Raw genomic sequence first — 17,543 nt, 5'->3', positions numbered from 1 at the left:
GCGCCCCGGCCTAGAAATCGAGGTAAGACATGAACGCTCAGGACGCACTCGCCTCCGGCGCCGCCGAGGTGGAACAGATCGTGGTGCGCGCCCGCACCGCCCAACAGGACTTCGAGGCCAAGGGAAGCCAGGCACTGTATGACAAGGCCGCCCTGGCGGCCGGCTGGGCCATCATGGAACCCGCCCGCAACCGCGCCCTGGCGGAGCTGGCGGTGGCAACCACCGGCCTTGGCAACGTGCCGGACAAGATCACCAAGAACCACCGCAAGACGCTGGGCCTGCTGCGCGACATTGCGGGTGTCCGGACCCACGGCATCATCAGCGACGACCCTGAAACCGGCATCACCGAAATCATGCGCCCCATCGGCGTGATCGGCGCCGTTGTCCCCTCGACCAATCCGGCGGCGACGCCTGCCAACAACATCATCAACGCGCTGAAGGGCGGCAATGCCATCGTCGTGGCCCCCTCCCCCAAGGGCGTCGCCTCCTGCGAGCTGCTGCTCAGCTATATCCACGCCGAGTTTGCCAAGCTGGGACTCAATCCTGATCTGGTGCAGATGATCCCGGCCCCCGGTTCCAAGGCCAAGACCCAGGCGCTGATGGAAGCCGCCGACCGGGTGATCTGCACCGGCAGCCAGAACAACGTCCACCGCGCCCAGTCCTGCGGCACGCCTGCCGTGGCTGTCGGCGCCGGCAATGTGACCGTGATTGTGGATGAAACCGCGGATCTGGCCGATGCCGCGGCCAAGATCACCGCCTCCAAGTGTTTCGACAACGCCACCTCCTGTTCCTCGGAAAACTCCGTCGTGGTGGTGGATGCCATCTATGACCTTTTCATTGCAGCGCTCGCCCGGGAAGGCGGTGCGCTGGTGCCCGAGGCCGAGGCCGGCGGCATCATCGCCAGACTCTGGCCGGGCGGCCATCTGAACCGCGAGGTCATCGCCCAGGACGCCGGCAAGATGCTGGCCGCATTGGGCATGGCCGGCAAAGTCCCCTCAGACACCAAATTCCTGGCGGTGGAGACCAAGGGCATCGGCCCGAACCACCCGCTGTCCGGCGAGAAGCTGAGCCGCATTCTGGCCGTCTACCGCGCGGCGGACTTTGCAGATGCCAAAGCTATTGCATCCCGCATCCTGAACCATCAGGGCGCAGGCCACTCGATAGGCATTCACACCGCCAAGGACGAACGCGCCATTGAGATGGGCCGCGAACTGTCCACCTGCCGTGTGATCGTCAACCAGGCGCATACCTTCGCCACCGGCGGCGCCTTCACCAACGGGATGCCATTCTCCCTGTCGATGGGCTGCGGCAGCTGGGGCGGCAACTCCATCGACACCAACCTCAACTGGCGCCACTTCGTGCAGACCACCAAGATCGTGCGCGAAATCCCTTCCCGCGAGCCCGCGCTCAAGGACATCTTTGCCAGCTACTGGGCGGAGGCGGGCCAATGATGGAACCGCCCAAGGGAACCATCCGCGATTGGCTGGACAAACGTGCTGCTGAGGGCGGCACCGGCTTTGTCTTTCCCGATGGCGACCCCGATCTGTCCTGGGCGGAGCTGCGCGAGACGGCAGAAGCCATTGCCCGCTATCTGACCGCCCGGGGTGTCTCCAAGGGCGAGAGCATCGCCATCCTGCACCCCAACGGGCGCGAAGCGCTTGAATGCCTGTTCGGCGTGCTTTACGGCGGCTTCCGCGCCACGATGATCAACCTTGTTGCGGGCAGCAGCGCCGTTTCCTACGCCCTGCAGCACAGCGGCGCCCGCTTTGCCTTTGTGCACCCGAGTCAGTCGGACCTGTTCGAGCAGACTGCCAGCCTGTCTTCAATTTCCCCTTTGGACCAGGCGGCGGCAGCCGGCGGGTCACCGGCAGAGCTGCACCCGCTCTCTGCCGGTGACCACGCTTTGCTGATGTACACCTCCGGCACCACCGGCCAGCCCAAGGGGGTGGTGCATACGCACGCCAGCCTGCTGGCGGGCGGCTGGACCACCGCCGTGGCGCATGAGCTGACACCGCAGGACCGCGGTCTCTGCGTGCTGCCGATCTACCACATCAACGGGCTCTGCGTAACAGTGATGGGCGCGCTGATCTCCGGCGGTTCGCTCGCGATGTGCGCGCGGTTCTCCGCCAGCCGTTTCTGGGCCCATGCCGGCTGGTCAAAGGCGACCTGGTTCTCGGTGGTCCCGACCATCATCTCGCACCTGCTGCATTCGGACCTGGACCCCGTGGACAGTACCAAGGCGCGGCTGCGCTTCGGCCGGTCGGCATCCTCGGCGCTGGCCCCCGACGTGCAGCGCGCGTTCGAGGACCGCTTCGGCATGCCGGTGATCGAAACCATGGGCCTGACAGAGACGGCAGCCCAGATCCTGTCGAACCCCCTGCCCCCGGGCATCCGCAAGATCGGCTCCCCCGGCATCGCCTTTGGCAACGAGGTGACGATCCTGGATGCAAACCTTCAGCCCGTCACCAATGGCAGCGAAGGCGAGCTGGCGGTGCGCGGCCCCAACGTGATGCTGGAGTACCTGAACAACCCGGAAGCCACAGCCGCAACCTTCACCCCCGACGGCTGGCTGCGCACCGGCGATCTGGGGCGGATCGACGGCGACGGCTATGTCTTCGTCACTGGCCGCCTGAAGGAGCTGATCATCAAGGGCGGCGAAAACATCGCCCCGCGCGAGATCGACGAGGCGCTCTATTCCCACCCGGACGTGATCGAGGCCGCCGCCTTCGGGCGCCCCTGCAACAGCTACGGCGAGACGGTCGAAGCCGCGGTGAAGATCCGCGACGGCTCCAGCCTGACCCCGCTGGAGCTGATCGAGATCTGCCGGTCCCAGCTCGGGAAATTCAAATCCCCTGACGAGGTGCACATTCTGGCCGAGCTTCCCAAAGGCCCTTCCGGGAAAATCCAGCGCAACAAGATCCCCGCTGAGATCAGGGAGCGCTCGGCACGCACGCGCAGCTAGCAGACTTAATCCGCCGCAGCTTCCCGGCTGGGCGAACCGTTCCCGGTCCTCAAAGGCCATCCGGCGCCGGACCGGTAAATTTAGGCCGCAGACCGCCCGGCGCGGTTCATTTTGCCATTGAACCAACGGCGCAAGACTTCGGGCAGCTATTTCAATGACTGGCCAGCCAGCGCTGCGGGCTTCTGATCGCTTAAGAATTTCAAAATGAATCTCGGCTAGGACCTGCTGCAAAGGAAAAGTCATGCAGAACGTGTTTCTGATACTTGCTGCGGCAGCCATCGTGCTTTGCTCGCCAGCGCTCATGCTGGTTGCTGAGGGCCGTCCGCTGGCAGGAGAGGTGGCATTGGTAATTGCGCCTCCTTGGGGAAAGAGCGCTGCCGAAATCGCCGCAAGCTCCGAAGTGCAGGAAGTTACGCCAGAACGCGCCCCGATGGGTGCCCTGGTGCTGCTGGAGTCTCCACGCAGCGTTGACCGGCTCTACAGCCAGGGTGCCTGGCTGGTTGTAAATGGAAGAAAGATTTTGGAACTATGCGCAAAATGAAGGCGTCCGGGCCGCAAAACAGCCGCTCCGCTGAAACCGTGGCAACAGAGCGGCGCATCCAGCAGAACTCCAGCTGGCTTTTGATGCCGATCCCAGCCCTTGCCGCATATTTCTTGAACGGCTCTGCCGGCTGGTGGATGTTCGCAATCCTGAGTTTGGCTCTTGGCGCTTTGGCATTCGTGTCCCAGAGGCTGACGGAATCGACGCGCGACTACCTGCTGAGTTTCTGTTTTATCGCCCATTGCATTCTGTTCACTGCCTCGCTTAGCGGCCACGCTTGGCAGCTCGACGCGCATATGATGTTCTTTGCCGCTCTTGCGATCGTTTCGACCCTGGCCAATCCGCGCGCGCTGATCTTCGCAACCGTATTGGTGGCCTTGCACCACACTTCCTTCAGTGTGCTGCTGCCTGCTCTGGTTTACCCGAGCGGCGGCCTGACGGAGAACCTGCAGCGCACGGTATTGCATGCTGCCGTTGTCCTCTTGGAATCGGGCGTCTTACTGATCAGCCTCCGCAAGAGCTTGGCAGCCGATGCGGAGCTGAAACTGCAGCAGCAGGCGGCGCGCGACCAGGCAGAAGCTGCTGAGCGGGCAGAAGCCAAGGCGACGCAAAACAAAAAAGATGCTGAGCGCGTGGTTGAGGTTGCAGGGGAACACCTTCGCGAGCTGGCCGAAGGGCGGCTCGACTGCCGGATTCACGAGAGCTTTCCGCCGGAGTACCGGCAGTTGCGGGAGAACTTCAACTCCACGGTGGACACGATGAATGAAACCATCAGCCAGGTTCTGGATGCCACAAGCAGCATCAACAACGGTGCCACCGAAATCAGCCGGGCTTCGGATGATCTCTCCAACCGGACCGAAGGCCAGGCAGCCACTCTGGAGCAGACAGCTGCTGCGCTGGAGGAGCTGACTGTATCGGTAAAATCGGCGGCGGAAGGGGCAAAAAGCGTGGAAAGAACCATGGACGAGGCCCGGTTGGAGGCTGTTAACAGCGGCGAGATCGTCAAGGAAGCGGTCTCGGCGATGAGCGCCATAGAGGACTCTTCGTCGCAAATCGCGCGGATCATCAGCGTTATCGATGATATTGCCTTCCAGACTAACCTCTTGGCGCTGAACGCCGGCGTTGAAGCCGCCCGCGCCGGCGAGGCGGGCAAGGGATTTGCCGTGGTTGCCTCGGAGGTTCGGGCGCTGGCGCAACGGTCCGCCGATGCCGCAACCGAGATCAAGGGCCTGATCGGCGAAAGCTCCGGCCATGTCGGCCAGGGCGTCGAACTGGTGGGCAAAGCCGGGGAGGCGATCGAGAAGATCGTCGAGCAGGTAAACCATATCAGCGGGCTTGTGTCGAACATCGCCGAGGGCGCTGTCGAGCAAGCAACGGGCTTGAGTGAAATCAATACCGGGGTGAGCCAGCTGGACCAAGTAACGCAGCAGAATGCTGCCATGGTCGAGGAAGCAACCGCAGCCGGGCACATGCTGCATTCAGACTCTCAGAAACTGACAGAGCTGATGGCGCGTTTTACAACCGGCCCTTCCGCGCAAGCTTCAACCTCAGCGGCTGCTTGAGGCGAAGGTGGCCGGTCCCTGCACAAACGGAAGGAACTGAGGGGCTCCGGCACAGCCTTAATGGCATCTCGGTTTCAGCCGCACTTCGATTTGTCGTGAACATGCGCAATAGGTAAAGCGGATCCGGACTTTCAGGCGCTGGACCCGGTCTCAAACCGGTTTTGCACCGGGCAGTTCGACACCTTTGTTGCAGGCTGCACCCGGAGCCGCTAAGGATTCCTGTCATGCAGGTCCTAGATTACACGCATAACCAAGGGCTGGTGGCGGCTTCTTTTTTTGTTGCCCTGGTTGCGGGTTTCACGGGGTTATCGCTGACCAAGGGATTGTCGGCGCGTTCCTTCGCGCAGCGGAAGCTCGCGATTGCGCTGTCAGCGGTGGCGCTTGGCGGCGGCATCTGGTCTATGCACTTCGTGGCAATGCTCGGCCTGCAGCTGCCGATCCAGTTCTACTATGACTCGGCTGTCACCCTGGCCTCGGCGCTGGTGGCTATCCTGGTGGTCGGTACCGCCCTATTGATCCTGCATTTCTGGCAGCGCACCCGGATGACCGTGGCCCTTGCCGGAACCACGGTGGGGCTGGGGGTGCTGGCGATGCACTACATCGGAATGGCCGGGCTGGAGTTGTGCCGCGCTCTGTATACTCCCGGCGGCATTGCTCTGGCTGTTTCCGCCTCCTGCGTGCTCAACACCGCAGCGTTTTCAATTGCCTATGGCGAGCGCAGTCACCGCAACATCCTGCTGGGCACCGCCGGCTTTGGCCTGGCGGTCTTTACCGTGCATTTCATCGCCATCGCCGGCACCAGCTTCACCCCGCTGGAGGCGGCCAGCCAGGTCGGGCCGCTGATCGGCAAAGAGACATTGGCCATCGGGGTGGTGCTGACCAGTTTTGCCCTTTGCGGAGCGTTTCTGCTCACTGGCGTCACCTTTCTGAAGCCCTCTTCCCCGATTGCCCAGCCCGCCCTGGACAGCGCGCCGCCGCCTGCTGCCGGTGCAGAGCCGGAAGCGGAACCCGCACCGGTTTCGCGGCAGATCCCGTATGAGCAGGAAGGCCGCACTCAGTTCTTTTCCGCCGACGCGGTGGCGGCAATCCGGGCCGAAGGGCATTACACCCACCTCTACACCGCTGCCGGCCAGCATTTCTGCAGCTGGTCGATCACCGAGGCTGAGCGGCGCTTGGCGCAAACGGATTTCATCAAGAGCCACCGCTCTTACCTGATCAACCCGGCGCATGTCAGCGGCTTCGAGCGGCTGAAGGACAACGGTGTCTGCCATTTCGATATCCCGGGTCTGGCCAAGGTACCGGTGTCGCGCTCACGGCTTAAGGTCGTTCGGGCGGCTTTGGGCGTCTGAACCCCGCGCATTTCGTGCGCGCCTATTCGCATTTCGTGCAGAAACCCGCGAAAACCGTTGAAATTCCCGCGCCTTAGACCGCCGCTGCAGACAGTCTCTTCTTCACGCATCTGAGGGAGGACAAGCGATGATACCAGCGGCGTTCGAGTATCACAGGCCAGGCGATATTTCCGGTGTGATCGCCCTTTTGGAAGAGCATGGGGATGATGCGCGGGTGATGGCGGGCGGACACAGCCTGATCCCCATGATGAAGCTGCGCATGGCCGAGATACCGCACCTGATTGATCTGCAGGGTGTGGCAGGGCTGAAGGGCATTACCGTTGCAGATGACCGCATCACCCTGGGCGCGATGGTCACTCAGCACGAGCTGATTCAGCATCAGGGGCTTGCCGCTGCCGCTCCGATCCTTCGCGAAGCGGCCCTGGTGATTGCCGACCCGCAGGTCCGCTACATGGGCACCGTCGGCGGCAATGTTGCCAATGGCGATCCGGGCAATGACATGCCGGGGCTGATGCAGTGCCTGGATGCGGAGTTCACCCTTGTCGGCCCGGATGGCGAGCGCACCGTGGCCGCACGCGATTTCTATGAAGCTGCCTATATGACCGGCCGCGAGGATGAAGAGGTCCTGACTGCGATCAGCTTTGCGGTCCCTTCAGGCGGTTACGCCTATGAGAAGCAGAAGCGCAAGATTGGCGACTATGCCACTGCCGCCGCAGCCGTGATCCTGCAGAAAGACGGAGATACCTGCACTGCAGCCTCCATCGCGATGACCAACCTCAGCGACGTGCCGGTGTTCTCGGAAACGGCCGGCGAAGCGCTGACCGGCACGGCTGCCGATGACGCCGCCGTCAGCGCCGCCGTCCGGGCGGTTCTCGACGACATCGACCCGGTCGAGGACAACCGGGGCCCGGTGGCATTCAAGCGGCACGTGGCCGGCATCATCCTGACCCGCGCGATCCAGCGCGCCTGGCACCGCGCGTAAGGGAGGCAGACATGAGCGGCAAGATGCATATCAAGCTGAAGGTGAACGGAAAGAACCGGGAGTTCCTGGCCGAACCGCGCGAACTGCTAATCTATGCGCTGCGCGAGCATCTGGACCTGACCGGACCGCATGTGGGCTGCGACACCTCCCACTGCGGCGCCTGCACAGTCATGGTGGATGGCAAATCGGTAAAGTCCTGCACCATGTTCGTGGCCCAGGCCAATGGCGCCGAGATCACCACCATCGAAGGCATCGGCCAGCCCGATGCGCTGCACGTTCTGCAGGAAGCCTTCCGCGAGCATCACGGGCTGCAATGCGGTTTTTGCACCCCGGGCATGATCACCCGGGCCACAAAGCTCCTGGAGGAGAACCCGAACCCTACCGAAGAGGAAATCCGTTTCGGAATGGCCGGCAATATCTGCCGCTGCACCGGCTACCAGAACATCGTGAAGTCGATCCAGGCGGCTGCCACCGAAATGAATGCGAGCAAGGAGGCCGCGGAATGAACGACATGACTCCCGACCGCAAAGACCGTTCCGCAAACCTCAAAGGCATGGGCTGCTCCCGCAAGCGGGTGGAGGACGTCCGCTTTACCCAGGGCAAGGGCAATTACGTCGACGACGTGAAACTGCCCGGCATGCTGCACGGTGATTTCGTGCGCTCGCCCTTTGCCCATGCGCGGGTCAAATCCATCGACACCAGCGCGGCAATGGCGCTGGACGGTGTGGTGGCGGTGCTGACCGCCGGGGATCTGGCGCCCCTGAACCTGCACTGGATGCCCACTCTCGCAGGCGACAAGCAGATGGTGCTGGCCGACGGCAAGGTGCTGTTCCAGGGCCAGGAGGTCGCCTTTGTCGTGGCCCGCGACCGCTACGTGGCCGCCGACGCGGTAGAGCTGGTCGAGGTGGAATATGAAGAGCTCCCAGTCATCGTCGATCCGTTTGAGGCGCTGCGGTCCGATGTGGTCCTGCGCGAGGATCTTGAGCCCGGCGCTGATGGCGCCCACGGCCCCCGCAAGCACCACAACCATATCTTCCTGTGGGAAGCGGGCGATGAGACCGCCACCAACCAGGTCCTGGACAATGCCGAAGTCGTGGCCGAGGAAACCATGTACTACCACCGCACCCACCCCTGCCCGCTGGAGACCTGCGGGTCGGTGGCGTCGATGGACAAGGTGAACGGCAAGCTGACCCTTTGGGGCACCTTCCAGGCGCCGCATGTGGTGCGCACCGTGGCCTCGCTGCTGTCGGGGATCGAAGAGCACAATATCCGGGTGATCTCCCCCGATATCGGCGGCGGCTTCGGCAACAAGGTGGGGGTCTACCCCGGCTACGTCTGCTCCATCGTCGCTTCAATCGTCACCGGCAAACCGGTCAAGTGGATCGAGGACCGGATGGAGAACCTGATGTCCACCGCCTTTGCCCGCGACTACTGGATGACCGGCAAGATCTCGGCCACCAGGGAAGGCAAGATCACCGGGCTCCACTGCCATGTGACCGCAGATCACGGCGCGTTCGACGCCTGCGCCGACCCGACCAAATACCCGGCCGGCTTCATGAACATCTGCACCGGCTCATATGATATTCCAGTCGCTTATCTGGGCGTCGATGGCGTTTACACCAACAAGGCGCCGGGCGGGGTCAGCTACCGCTGCTCGTTCCGGGTGACCGAGGCGGTCTATTTCATCGAACGGATGATCGAGGTGCTGGCCATGGAGCTGAACATGGACGCCGCCGAGCTGCGCCGGATCAACTTCATCAAGAAGGAGCAGTTCCCCTATCAGGCCGCTTTGGGCTGGGAATATGACTCGGGCGACTACCACACCGCCTGGGACAAGGCGCTGAAGACGGTGGAGTATGACGCCCTGCGCCAGGAACAGGCGGAACGCGTCGAGGCCTTCAAGCGCGGCGAGACCCGCAAGCTGATGGGCATCGGCCTCAGCTTCTTTACCGAGATCGTCGGCGCCGGACCGGTCAAGAACTGCGATATCCTTGGCATGGGCATGTTCGACAGCTGCGAGATCCGCATCCACCCGACAGGCTCGGCAATTGCGCGTCTCGGCACCATCAGCCAGGGCCAGGGGCACGCCACCACCTTTGCCCAGATCCTGGCCAGCGAAACCGGCATCCCCGCCGACAGCATCACGATCGAGGAAGGTGACACCGACACAGCGCCCTATGGGCTTGGCACCTACGGGTCGCGCTCAACCCCGGTGGCCGGCGCCGCCACGGCGCTGGCGGGCCGCAAGATCCGCGCCAAGGCGCAGATGATCGCGGCCTACCTCCTGGAAGTCCACGACGACGACGTGGAATTCGATGTCGACCGCTTTGCGGTTAAGGGCGCGCCGGAGCGGTTCAAGAGCATGAAGGACATCGCCTATGCCGCCTATAACCAGGCGATCCCGGGGGTGGAGCCGGGACTGGAAGCGGTAAGCTATTACGACCCGCCGAACATGACCTACCCCTTCGGCGCCTATGTTTGCGTGATGGACATCGACGTCGATACCGGCGTGCCGGAAATCCGCCGCTTCTATGCGCTGGACGACTGCGGCACCCGCATCAACCCGATGATCATCGAAGGCCAGGTGCATGGCGGCCTGACAGAAGCGCTGGCCGTCGCCCTGGGGCAGGAGATTGCCTATGACGATCTGGGCAATGTCAAGACGGGCACGCTGATGGACTTCTTCCTGCCGACTGCCTGGGAGACGCCGAACTATGAGACCGATCACACGGTGACGCCCTCGCCGCATCACCCGATCGGCGCCAAGGGCGTAGGCGAAAGCCCGCATGTGGGCGGCGTGCCCTGCTTCTCCAATGCGGTGCAGGACGCGTTCCGCGCCTTTGGCCTGCGCCACACACATATGCCGCACGACCATTGGCGGATCTGGAAGACCGCAAACGAGCTCGGCCTGCACGGCTGACGGGTTCCGGGCCGGCTGGCGCCGGTCCGGTCCAGCGGAGGGGGGCTCCCCCTCCGCCCCCCGGAATTATTGGCCAGATGAAGAACGGATGCCTGCTTTGACACATGCTGAGCTGCAACAGGAAATGGCCTGGCACGGCTATTTCGCCAGCGCGGATCTGGCGATGGCGGTGCATCTTGCGCTGTCGCTGGGGCGCCCGCTGCTGCTGGAAGGCGCAGCCGGCGTCGGCAAAACCGAGGTCGCGCGGGTTCTGGCCGCTGTCCGGAACACCCGGCTGATCCGCCTGCAATGCTATGAAGGGCTGGATGCGGCCCAGGCGATATATGAGTGGAACTATCAGCGGCAGCTGCTGACCATCCGCGCCGCCGCCGAAGGCGGGGAAACCGGCCGGACGGTGGAGAGCCGCATCTTCTCCCAAGACTTCCTTCTGGAACGTCCCCTGCTTCAAGCCATCCGGCAAGACGTGCCGCCGGTTCTGCTGATCGACGAGATAGACCGCGCCGATGAGGAGTTCGAGGCCTATCTGCTCGAAGTTCTCTCTGACTTCCAGATCTCCATCCCCGAGCTAGGCACCATTGCGGCCATATCGCGGCCCATCGTGATCCTGACCGCCAACGGCACCCGCGATCTCAGCGACGCGCTGCGGCGGCGCTGCCTCTATGCCCATGTGGATTACCCCGATCCGGCCAGCGAACTGGCAATCCTTCAGGCCCGCTGCGCCGGAATCGAGGCCCAGCTGGCCCGCCAGATCACCAGCTTTGTGCAGGCCCTGCGCAAGGAGGAACTTGAGAAGGTCCCGGGCATTGCCGAAACGCTCGATTTTGCGGCTGCCATGATGGGACTGGGTATTGCGGATCTCAGCTCCGATCCGGCCGTTTTGCAGGCGGCCCTTGCCACCCTGCTGAAAACACAGACGGACCGCGCGAATATCACCACCGAGGTGGCGCAGCGCCTGGCCGGGCGTGCCGCATGAGCCGGATCACGCGTTTTGCCGCCCGCGATGCCGGGCCCGCGGCGCGTATGGCCGGCTTCATAGCCCATCTGCGCGCCAACGGGCTGCGGCTGGGAGCGGCAGAAACCAGCCTCGCGCTGGAAGCCTTGAACACTGTGAACGCATCAGACCCGGATACCGCATGCAGCGCGCTGAAATCCGTGTGCGCGTCCAGCGCCGAGGAGGCCGCGCGGTTTCCTCAGCTTTTCGACAGCTTCTGGCGCAATGGCGGCCGGGTACAAAGCCGGATCATGCCCAAGCCGGACCCAAGCCAGCCGCCCGGGCCGTCCAATGCGCATTCCTCCCGTCAGGCCGAAGGCGAGGACACTGGCAGCGCTGGCGGAGAAAGCGGGATGCCGGACGGCGGTGAAGGCGCGGCCGAGCGCGATGGCGAAGGCCTCCTGACCGCTGTCTCTGCCCGCAACCTGATGAAAAAGGATCTGCGCGAGCTGGTTCAGAAGGAAGACATTGCCGCGGCTGAAAAGGTCGCGGCCTGTCTCGGCGCCGCCTTGCGCGACCGCAGGGACCGCCGCCGCAAGGCCGCGGATCGCGGCAGGCGCCTGCATTTCCGCAAGGTGATCCGCCGCAGCCTGGCCACCGGCGGCGAGCCTTTGCGTCTCTTTCGCAAGACACGTCTGGACCGGCCCGTCAAAATTGCAGCGCTCTGCGATGTTTCTGGCTCCATGACGGTCTATTCCCGCGTCTTTCTGGCCTTTCTTGCCGGGCTGATGCGCGCGGATCCGGCCAGCGACGCCTACCTGTTCCATACCCGGCTGGTGCGCATCACCGGCGCCTTGCGCGACAAGGACGCCTTGCGCGCGCTCGGGCGCCTGTCGGTTATGGCCGAAGGCTTTGGCGGCGGCTCAAGGATCAGCGCTGCGCTTGACCATTTCTCCCGCACATATGCCCGCCGCTTCGTCGATGGCCGCACGGCAGTTCTGATCCTTTCGGACGGCTATGACACCGACCCGCCCGAGCATATGGCGCGCGCGCTGGCGCGCCTGCGCAAGCGCGGCTGCCGCATCATCTGGCTGAACCCGATGAAGGGCTGGGAGGGATATGAGCCCATCGCCCGCGGCATGGCCGCTGCCTTGCCGCATCTTGACCTGTTTTGTGCGGCGAACCGTCTGGAAGACCTGGCCGCCCTGGAAACGGAGCTTGCCCGGATATGACCCCAGCAGAACTGACAGACCGCGATCTTGCCTGCGTGACCCGGGAGCTCCGGGCCGAAGGCGCGCCATTTGCCATTGCGACGGTGATCCGTACCGTGGGCCTGACCGCTGCCAAGCCCGGGGCCAAGGCGGTTCTGCTGGCAGATGGGGCGATTGCCCACGGCTGGGTGGGCGGCGGCTGCGTGCGCGCGGCATTGGCCCGGGCCGTGAAACAAGCGGTGGCAGAAGGCCGTCCGCAGCTGATCTCGCTGCTGCCGCAGGACGTGCTTGAGGCTGAAGGCATCACCCCGGGCACCGATCAGCACGGCATCCGCTTTGCCAGGAACGGCTGCCCGTCCAAGGGCTCGCTCGATATTTTTGTTGAGCCGGTGCTGCCGCGGCCCGAACTGGTGGTCTTTGGCGCATCGCCCGTGGCCGAGGCGCTGAAGGCATTGGCAGCACAGTTTCAATGGGCAGTAACGCCAGGCAATGCAAAGACAGCGCCTGCCGCTGTGCCGGCGGGCGCCCGCCGGATGATCGTTGTGGCCACGCAGGGCCAGGACGACGCCGCTTGCCTGCGCCGGGCTTTGGAAGGCGGGGCTGAGTTCACTGCCTTTGTCGGCAGCCGCCGCAAGTTCTCGGCGCTTTCGGAAAAGCTGTCAGGAGAGGGGGCGGACCCGGTTCTGCTCGCCCGCGTTCAAGCGCCGGCGGGCCTGGCCATTGATGCTGTAACCCCTGAGGAAATTGCCCTCTCAATCCTGGCGCAGCTTACTCAGGAGCGGCGCCGGCGGCAGCGCGGAGACCAGAACCATGGCTGACATCCGTGACCCCGGGACGATCAAATCTGCCGGCTTTCTGGCCCGCCTGTGGCGGCGCCTGGCGCGGGCCCCGCTATCTCCGGACCAGGCCAGGCTTCTGTCCAGAATCAAATTCCCCTGCTGCTAAGAAGGAACTGCAAATGGAATTGAATGACGAGATCATCATCGACGCGCCGAAGGCCCGGGTCTATGAGGCGCTGAACGATCCGGAAATCCTGCAGCAATGCATTCCCGGCTGCGAAGAGCTGATCAAACACTCCGATACCGAACTGGAAGCCAAGGTTGTGCTCAAAGTCGGCCCCGTAAAGGCCCGTTTCAGCGGCAATGTCGAGCTGGACACCTCCGGCGCGCCGGATGCGTTTTCACTGTCGGGCCAGGGCAATGGCGGCGCAGCCGGGCACGCCAAAGGCGGTGCTGATGTGACCCTCGAAGAGGCTGACGGTAAAACGGTGCTGAAATACACCGCCAAGGCCGAGATCGGCGGCAAGCTGGCGCAGCTAGGCAGCCGTCTTGTCCAGAGTACGGCGAAGAAGCTGGCCAGCAAGTTTTTCAAGAGCTTTGCTGAGGTCATGGCCCCTGTGGACGTCTGACAGCATGCAAGACCACGGCGGCATCTGGGACCGGCAGAAGATACTCAGGGCATTGGCGGCATGGACACTCCGGTGCCGCCGATCAATGGAGCGCTGCGTTCCGGCGGTTAGGAGCTGGACCAGCGCGCCATTGGATGCGCTAGTGCCGGTACCTGCAGGCTGTTCTGCTGGGCCATGCTCTGTTCTCATCATTCGGGTATTCCCTGAATTGCGCGGCTCCCCGGCCGTGAACCGCCGGACGCTGGATTTTCCGGCTCTGTCACGATGCCATCTGGCGGGGGCATCCGCGCCGTCAGCATGACCTGCTTGGCTCCAGTCCAAGCTGGAGCCCGCTTCTCCGTAAAGGCGCGAGGTCCTTCGATGGCATCGGAGGATGTGCTGACGGAGGCCCAGAGCGCGTCCGACAGCCCCCATAACTCACGCTCGCCGAGAGCTTCGGCTGCGCGTGCCAGTGTCAAAGTCGCTGCAACGCCCAAGGGAGCGTTTCGCGCGATCCGCTCGGCCAGGGCCAGCGCAGTATCCAGCAATGCGCCGGCTTCGACGACGCTGCTTACCAATCCCAGCGCCAGCGCCTCATCCGCCGGGATCCGCTCCGCCGTGAGCGCCAGTTCAAGCGCCTTGGCCGGCGCGATCTTGCGGGCGAACCGGAACGGGCCGCCGGCGCAGGCAAATATGCCGACACCCACCTCGGGCAAGCCGAAAACGGCTGACTCGGCGGCAACGATCAGGTCGCAGGCAAGCGCGATTTCGAATCCGCCGGCCAGGGCGGGGCCGTTGACGGCAGCGATCACCGGTTTGGAGCGCGGCGCATCGACAAACCCGGCAAAACGGTTAGTGCCGAACAGGATGTCATTTCCCTGCCCGTCCAGAAACGCCTTGAGGTCCATGCCGGCGCAAAACACGGGGCCGGCCCCGGTGATGATCCCGACCCGGGCGGCGGGGTCTGCTGCAAACCGAGCCATCGCGTTGCGCAGCGCCTCGGTCATGGCCGCATCAACGGAATTGCGCTGCTCGGGGCGGTTCAGCGTGAGGATCGCGGTGCTGCCCCGGACCTCATAGAGTACAAGCCCGGTCATGCCAGAATCCTTTCCGGTTCGGAAGTATGGCCTATGGACGGAAAGACCAGGCCGAGGAGCGGCCCGAACCCCTGCCCCGCGCCGAGATTGTCTATCGCAGCCTCGATTCCGGCTGAGCGCTCCCGGCCGAGAACCGGATCGGCATAGGTGTGGAACTTGGCGCGGATGGCAGACATGGGAGCAGGGTCCTCGGGGTCTCCGATTGCCTCGGTGGGGCCGGAATGGACCCGGGTGCCGTCCTTCAGGACCAGCGTGACATCGGCGATCCGCCGTGCCGGGAAGGCGGCATTGTAACCGGCGTTTTCGGTGACTGTCATGCCCTCCGCCAGGCGGCGGATGTCGGGGTCGGCAAAGGCCGCTTCCATGACGTCGCCCGGGCCGATTCCGCCGCGGGCCAGCGCCACGGCGGTGACAAAGACGGTGGAGTATTGCGCTTCTTCGGTCGTACGCGGGTGGCGCGTGGCCAGGCGCAGCGATTCATGAAAAGTCGATACCTCGATCCGCGCCACGTCCGCTGCGGTCAGGCCGTGCCTGCTGCGCAAGCCCAGCACCGCCTGGACCGGCGGTTGCGCCCAGCGGCAGACCGGAAAGGGCTTCCAGTACTGCTCGAGGATTCGCCAGTTGCTGCCGAGATCCGACCAGAGATCGGCGGCATCAGGATCCTCGATTGTGATGGCGGGGGCGCCGGTAAAGCCGCCGGCCGCGAGATAGGCGGCCGAGACACCGGCCATTGCGCCCCAGCCAGAGCCGTCCTTGAGCATCGTGGGATGGTCGATGCAGCGCATCATCTGGCTGCGCGGGCCATGGTATTCGGCTATGCCGATCGCCTCGCGGGTGCGGGCCTTGTCGAGCCTCAGCAAGCGGGCGCCAAGCGCCGCACAGGCCAGCGCCACCCAGGCGCCCGATGTGTGGTAATCGGGTGCAGTCCGGTGCAGCGCGATGCCGGCGCGGGTTCCGGTCTCATAGCCGATCACCAGCGCAGTCAGGAAGGCGCGGTCGTCCTCCATGCCTTCCGCATCCGCCAGGGCCAGAATGGCCGGCAACACGCCGCAGCCGACATGGCCCTTGGTGAGCTTGTGGCCGTCATGGCCGTCGAGCGCGTCGATGGTCATGCCCGCCGCAAGCGCCGCCCCGGCAGGGCTGACGGACCGCCCGTCCAGCAGCATCCGGGCGCTTTTTTTTTTCGTACCCGCACCGAAGTGCGCGGCGGCATGGTCGCGGATGATGGCCGACAGCCGGGTTTGCGACCCGCCGGCGGCAACGCCCACAAGGTCGAGCAGCCAGCGGCGGGCAAATTCGCGGACCTCGCCGGGCAGGTCGTCCCAGGTCAGGTCGTGCAGGAAGTCGGAGAAGGGCAGGCTCATGCTGCGGGGCTCCTGAGATGGGCGAGGGCGGACATTCCGGTCAGCCGCCCGCGAAGGTCGGAATCGAAGGCGACGGCGCGCGGACCCGAGCGGTCGACATGGACGAAAAGGATCTCCGCTTCGGCGGCGATCTGGCCATTGCTGCGGGTCAGCCGGTGCGTGAGGCTGAGCCGCTTGTCGTCGGCGCCGCCCAGCCAGGTGGACACGCGATAGGCGTCGCCGCTCGCCATGCCGATGCGATAGGTATAGCGCGCCTCGACAACATAAAGCCCGTTTCCCGTGTGCTCGCGATAGGCGCAGCCCAAGCCGAGCACCTCCATTGCCTGGTCATTGGCCGCGCCGAAGGCAACGGCGAAATAGGGCGCGCTCATGTGGCCGTTGTAATCGGACCATTCCGGCGGCACCCTGTCTTCGAGGACGGCAAGCGCCATGAATCAGGCTCCGGTGAAGACGGGGCTGCGCTTTTCAAGCAGCGCGTTGACCGCTTCGTCATGATCCATCGTCTGGTGGCACGCGCCCTGATAGGCGGCGGCCAATTCCAGCACCGAGGACAGGCGGGTATTCAGCCCTTCGCGCAGCAGCCGCTTCGCCATGCGCAGCTGGCGCGGCGGGTTCCTGGCGATCCGCGCGGCCAGGGAGCGGGCTTCATCCATCAGCGCCTCGGGCGCCACCACCTTGGACACCAGCCCCCAGGCCAGCGCGGTTTCGGCATCCACCGGGTCAGCGGTGAAGGTCATCTCCGCCGCCCGGCTCAGCCCGACCTGCCGCGGCAGGAGCCAGGCGCCGCCGTCGCCGGAGATCAGGCCGACATTGACGAAATTCTCGGCAAAGGTGGCCCCGGTCGAGGCGATACGGATGTCGCAAAGGCAGGTGGTGTCACAGCCCGCGCCGTAGGCCGGGCCGTTGACCGCAGCGATCAGCGGCACTTCGCATTCCCACATCGCGCGCGCGACCCGCTGGATACCGGCGCGGTAGCCGTCCTTCACGCTGACCGCGTCGCCGGCAAAGGTGCCGTGCTTGTCCTTCATGTGCTTCAGGTTGCCGCCCGACGAGAACGCCTTGCCAGCACCGGTGACGATGGCCACGCGGACCGACGGGTCATGGCTGATCCGTGCCATCGCAGCAACGATTTCGTCGCAAAGATCGTGGTCGGTCAGCGCGTTGCGCGTCTCGGGCATGTTGAAGGTCAGAGTGACGACGTGGCCGTCCTGTTCGTAGATGGTCTTTGCCATGATGC

Annotated in this window: 16 protein-coding genes; 12 read left to right on the top strand and 4 right to left on the bottom strand. The window is 64.4% G+C overall.

Annotation, left to right across the window (positions count from 1 at the left end; all coding sequences use genetic code 11):
- Positions 1 to 29 precede the first annotated feature (29 nt).
- The 12 genes from sauS to ACFMBG_RS19910 all read left to right on the top strand — a co-directional run bounded on the left by sauS (position 30) and on the right by ACFMBG_RS19910 (position 13,866).
- Positions 30 to 1,451 carry an acylating sulfoacetaldehyde dehydrogenase gene (gene sauS / locus ACFMBG_RS19965; protein WP_421056431.1) on the top strand — a complete coding sequence of 474 codons (1,422 nt, stop codon included), beginning with the start codon at positions 30 to 32 and terminating at the stop codon, positions 1,449 to 1,451.
- Positions 1,448 to 2,962 (top strand): AMP-binding protein, encoded by a 1,515-nt coding sequence (locus ACFMBG_RS19960; RefSeq protein WP_421056430.1) that lies wholly within the window; start codon positions 1,448 to 1,450, stop codon positions 2,960 to 2,962. The genes sauS and ACFMBG_RS19960 overlap by 4 nt, the downstream gene beginning before the upstream one ends.
- 241 nt (positions 2,963 to 3,203) lie before the next feature.
- Entirely contained in the window at positions 3,204 to 3,503 is a 300-nt protein-coding gene (locus ACFMBG_RS19955; protein ID WP_421056429.1) for a hypothetical protein, read from the top strand.
- Complete coding sequence (locus ACFMBG_RS19950; RefSeq protein WP_421056428.1) at positions 3,491 to 5,065, top strand: methyl-accepting chemotaxis protein; 1,575 nt, start codon at positions 3,491 to 3,493, stop codon at positions 5,063 to 5,065. The genes ACFMBG_RS19955 and ACFMBG_RS19950 overlap by 13 nt, the downstream gene beginning before the upstream one ends.
- A gap of 224 nt (positions 5,066 to 5,289) precedes the next feature.
- Positions 5,290 to 6,414 (top strand): MHYT domain-containing protein, encoded by a 1,125-nt coding sequence (locus tag ACFMBG_RS19945; protein WP_421056427.1) that lies wholly within the window; start codon positions 5,290 to 5,292, stop codon positions 6,412 to 6,414.
- A gap of 127 nt (positions 6,415 to 6,541) precedes the next feature.
- Positions 6,542 to 7,396 (top strand): FAD binding domain-containing protein, encoded by an 855-nt coding sequence (locus tag ACFMBG_RS19940; protein WP_421056426.1) that lies wholly within the window; start codon positions 6,542 to 6,544, stop codon positions 7,394 to 7,396.
- An 11-nt stretch (positions 7,397 to 7,407) separates the two neighbouring features.
- Positions 7,408 to 7,902 carry a (2Fe-2S)-binding protein gene (locus ACFMBG_RS19935; RefSeq protein ID WP_421056425.1) on the top strand — a complete coding sequence of 165 codons (495 nt, stop codon included), beginning with the start codon at positions 7,408 to 7,410 and terminating at the stop codon, positions 7,900 to 7,902.
- Complete coding sequence (locus tag ACFMBG_RS19930) at positions 7,899 to 10,316, top strand: aerobic carbon-monoxide dehydrogenase large subunit (RefSeq protein ID WP_421056424.1); 2,418 nt, start codon at positions 7,899 to 7,901, stop codon at positions 10,314 to 10,316. Before ACFMBG_RS19935 ends, ACFMBG_RS19930 begins: the two co-directional genes overlap by 4 nt.
- An 88-nt stretch (positions 10,317 to 10,404) precedes the next feature.
- Entirely contained in the window at positions 10,405 to 11,289 is an 885-nt protein-coding gene (locus ACFMBG_RS19925; RefSeq protein WP_421056423.1) for an AAA family ATPase, read from the top strand.
- Entirely contained in the window at positions 11,286 to 12,479 is a 1,194-nt protein-coding gene (locus ACFMBG_RS19920) for a vWA domain-containing protein (protein ID WP_421056422.1), read from the top strand. The genes ACFMBG_RS19925 and ACFMBG_RS19920 overlap by 4 nt, the downstream gene beginning before the upstream one ends.
- Positions 12,476 to 13,276: an XdhC family protein gene (locus tag ACFMBG_RS19915; protein WP_421056421.1), complete on the top strand. Its 801-nt coding sequence runs from the start codon at positions 12,476 to 12,478 to the stop codon at positions 13,274 to 13,276. The genes ACFMBG_RS19920 and ACFMBG_RS19915 overlap by 4 nt, the downstream gene beginning before the upstream one ends.
- 140 nt (positions 13,277 to 13,416) lie before the next feature.
- Positions 13,417 to 13,866, top strand: coding sequence for an SRPBCC family protein (locus ACFMBG_RS19910; protein ID WP_421056420.1), 450 nt, complete (start codon positions 13,417 to 13,419; stop codon positions 13,864 to 13,866).
- Between the two features lie 188 nt (positions 13,867 to 14,054).
- Here the strand turns inward: ACFMBG_RS19910 and ACFMBG_RS19905 are convergent, their stop codons facing one another.
- From ACFMBG_RS19905 to ACFMBG_RS19890, 4 genes are read right to left on the bottom strand one after another with little or no spacing between them, the layout of a single operon-like run.
- Positions 14,055 to 14,942, bottom strand: a complete 888-nt coding sequence (locus ACFMBG_RS19905) for an enoyl-CoA hydratase-related protein (RefSeq protein ID WP_421056419.1) — start codon at positions 14,940 to 14,942, stop codon at positions 14,055 to 14,057.
- Positions 14,939 to 16,306 (bottom strand): MmgE/PrpD family protein, encoded by a 1,368-nt coding sequence (locus ACFMBG_RS19900; protein ID WP_421056418.1) that lies wholly within the window; start codon positions 16,304 to 16,306, stop codon positions 14,939 to 14,941. Before ACFMBG_RS19900 ends, ACFMBG_RS19905 begins: the two co-directional genes overlap by 4 nt.
- Positions 16,303 to 16,737 carry a thioesterase family protein gene (locus ACFMBG_RS19895; RefSeq protein ID WP_421056417.1) on the bottom strand — a complete coding sequence of 145 codons (435 nt, stop codon included), beginning with the start codon at positions 16,735 to 16,737 and terminating at the stop codon, positions 16,303 to 16,305. Before ACFMBG_RS19895 ends, ACFMBG_RS19900 begins: the two co-directional genes overlap by 4 nt.
- Positions 16,738 to 16,740: 3 nt before the next feature.
- On the bottom strand, positions 16,741 to 17,538 hold the full coding sequence (locus tag ACFMBG_RS19890; protein ID WP_421056416.1) for a crotonase/enoyl-CoA hydratase family protein: 798 nt from the start codon (positions 17,536 to 17,538) through the stop codon (positions 16,741 to 16,743).
- Positions 17,539 to 17,543: the final 5 nt, after the last annotated feature.

It is taken from the genome of Leisingera coralii (assembly GCF_049056525.1).
Lineage (GTDB): Bacteria > Pseudomonadota > Alphaproteobacteria > Rhodobacterales > Rhodobacteraceae > Leisingera > Leisingera coralii.
Note: the sequence above shows the minus strand (reverse complement) of the source record. Positions and strands in the feature narration are given on the sequence as shown.

What these genes read in the sequence shown, in the direction of transcription:
- ACFMBG_RS19900 (WP_421056418.1), bottom strand. Translation starts at nt 16,306, where the DNA reads ATGAGCCTGCCCTTCTCCGACTTCCTGCACGACCTGACCTGGGACGAC.
- ACFMBG_RS19940 (WP_421056426.1), top strand. Translation starts at nt 6,542, where the DNA reads ATGATACCAGCGGCGTTCGAGTATCACAGGCCAGGCGATATTTCCGGT.
- ACFMBG_RS19925 (WP_421056423.1), top strand. Translation starts at nt 10,405, where the DNA reads ATGCCTGCTTTGACACATGCTGAGCTGCAACAGGAAATGGCCTGGCAC.
- ACFMBG_RS19955 (WP_421056429.1), top strand. Translation starts at nt 3,204, where the DNA reads ATGCAGAACGTGTTTCTGATACTTGCTGCGGCAGCCATCGTGCTTTGC.
- ACFMBG_RS19920 (WP_421056422.1), top strand. Translation starts at nt 11,286, where the DNA reads ATGAGCCGGATCACGCGTTTTGCCGCCCGCGATGCCGGGCCCGCGGCG.
- ACFMBG_RS19915 (WP_421056421.1), top strand. Translation starts at nt 12,476, where the DNA reads ATGACCCCAGCAGAACTGACAGACCGCGATCTTGCCTGCGTGACCCGG.
- ACFMBG_RS19935 (WP_421056425.1), top strand. Translation starts at nt 7,408, where the DNA reads ATGAGCGGCAAGATGCATATCAAGCTGAAGGTGAACGGAAAGAACCGG.
- ACFMBG_RS19895 (WP_421056417.1), bottom strand. Translation starts at nt 16,737, where the DNA reads ATGGCGCTTGCCGTCCTCGAAGACAGGGTGCCGCCGGAATGGTCCGAT.
- ACFMBG_RS19950 (WP_421056428.1), top strand. Translation starts at nt 3,491, where the DNA reads ATGCGCAAAATGAAGGCGTCCGGGCCGCAAAACAGCCGCTCCGCTGAA.
- ACFMBG_RS19890 (WP_421056416.1), bottom strand. Translation starts at nt 17,538, where the DNA reads ATGGCAAAGACCATCTACGAACAGGACGGCCACGTCGTCACTCTGACC.
- sauS (WP_421056431.1), top strand. Translation starts at nt 30, where the DNA reads ATGAACGCTCAGGACGCACTCGCCTCCGGCGCCGCCGAGGTGGAACAG.
- ACFMBG_RS19960 (WP_421056430.1), top strand. Translation starts at nt 1,448, where the DNA reads ATGATGGAACCGCCCAAGGGAACCATCCGCGATTGGCTGGACAAACGT.
- ACFMBG_RS19905 (WP_421056419.1), bottom strand. Translation starts at nt 14,942, where the DNA reads ATGACCGGGCTTGTACTCTATGAGGTCCGGGGCAGCACCGCGATCCTC.
- ACFMBG_RS19945 (WP_421056427.1), top strand. Translation starts at nt 5,290, where the DNA reads ATGCAGGTCCTAGATTACACGCATAACCAAGGGCTGGTGGCGGCTTCT.
- ACFMBG_RS19930 (WP_421056424.1), top strand. Translation starts at nt 7,899, where the DNA reads ATGAACGACATGACTCCCGACCGCAAAGACCGTTCCGCAAACCTCAAA.
- ACFMBG_RS19910 (WP_421056420.1), top strand. Translation starts at nt 13,417, where the DNA reads ATGGAATTGAATGACGAGATCATCATCGACGCGCCGAAGGCCCGGGTC.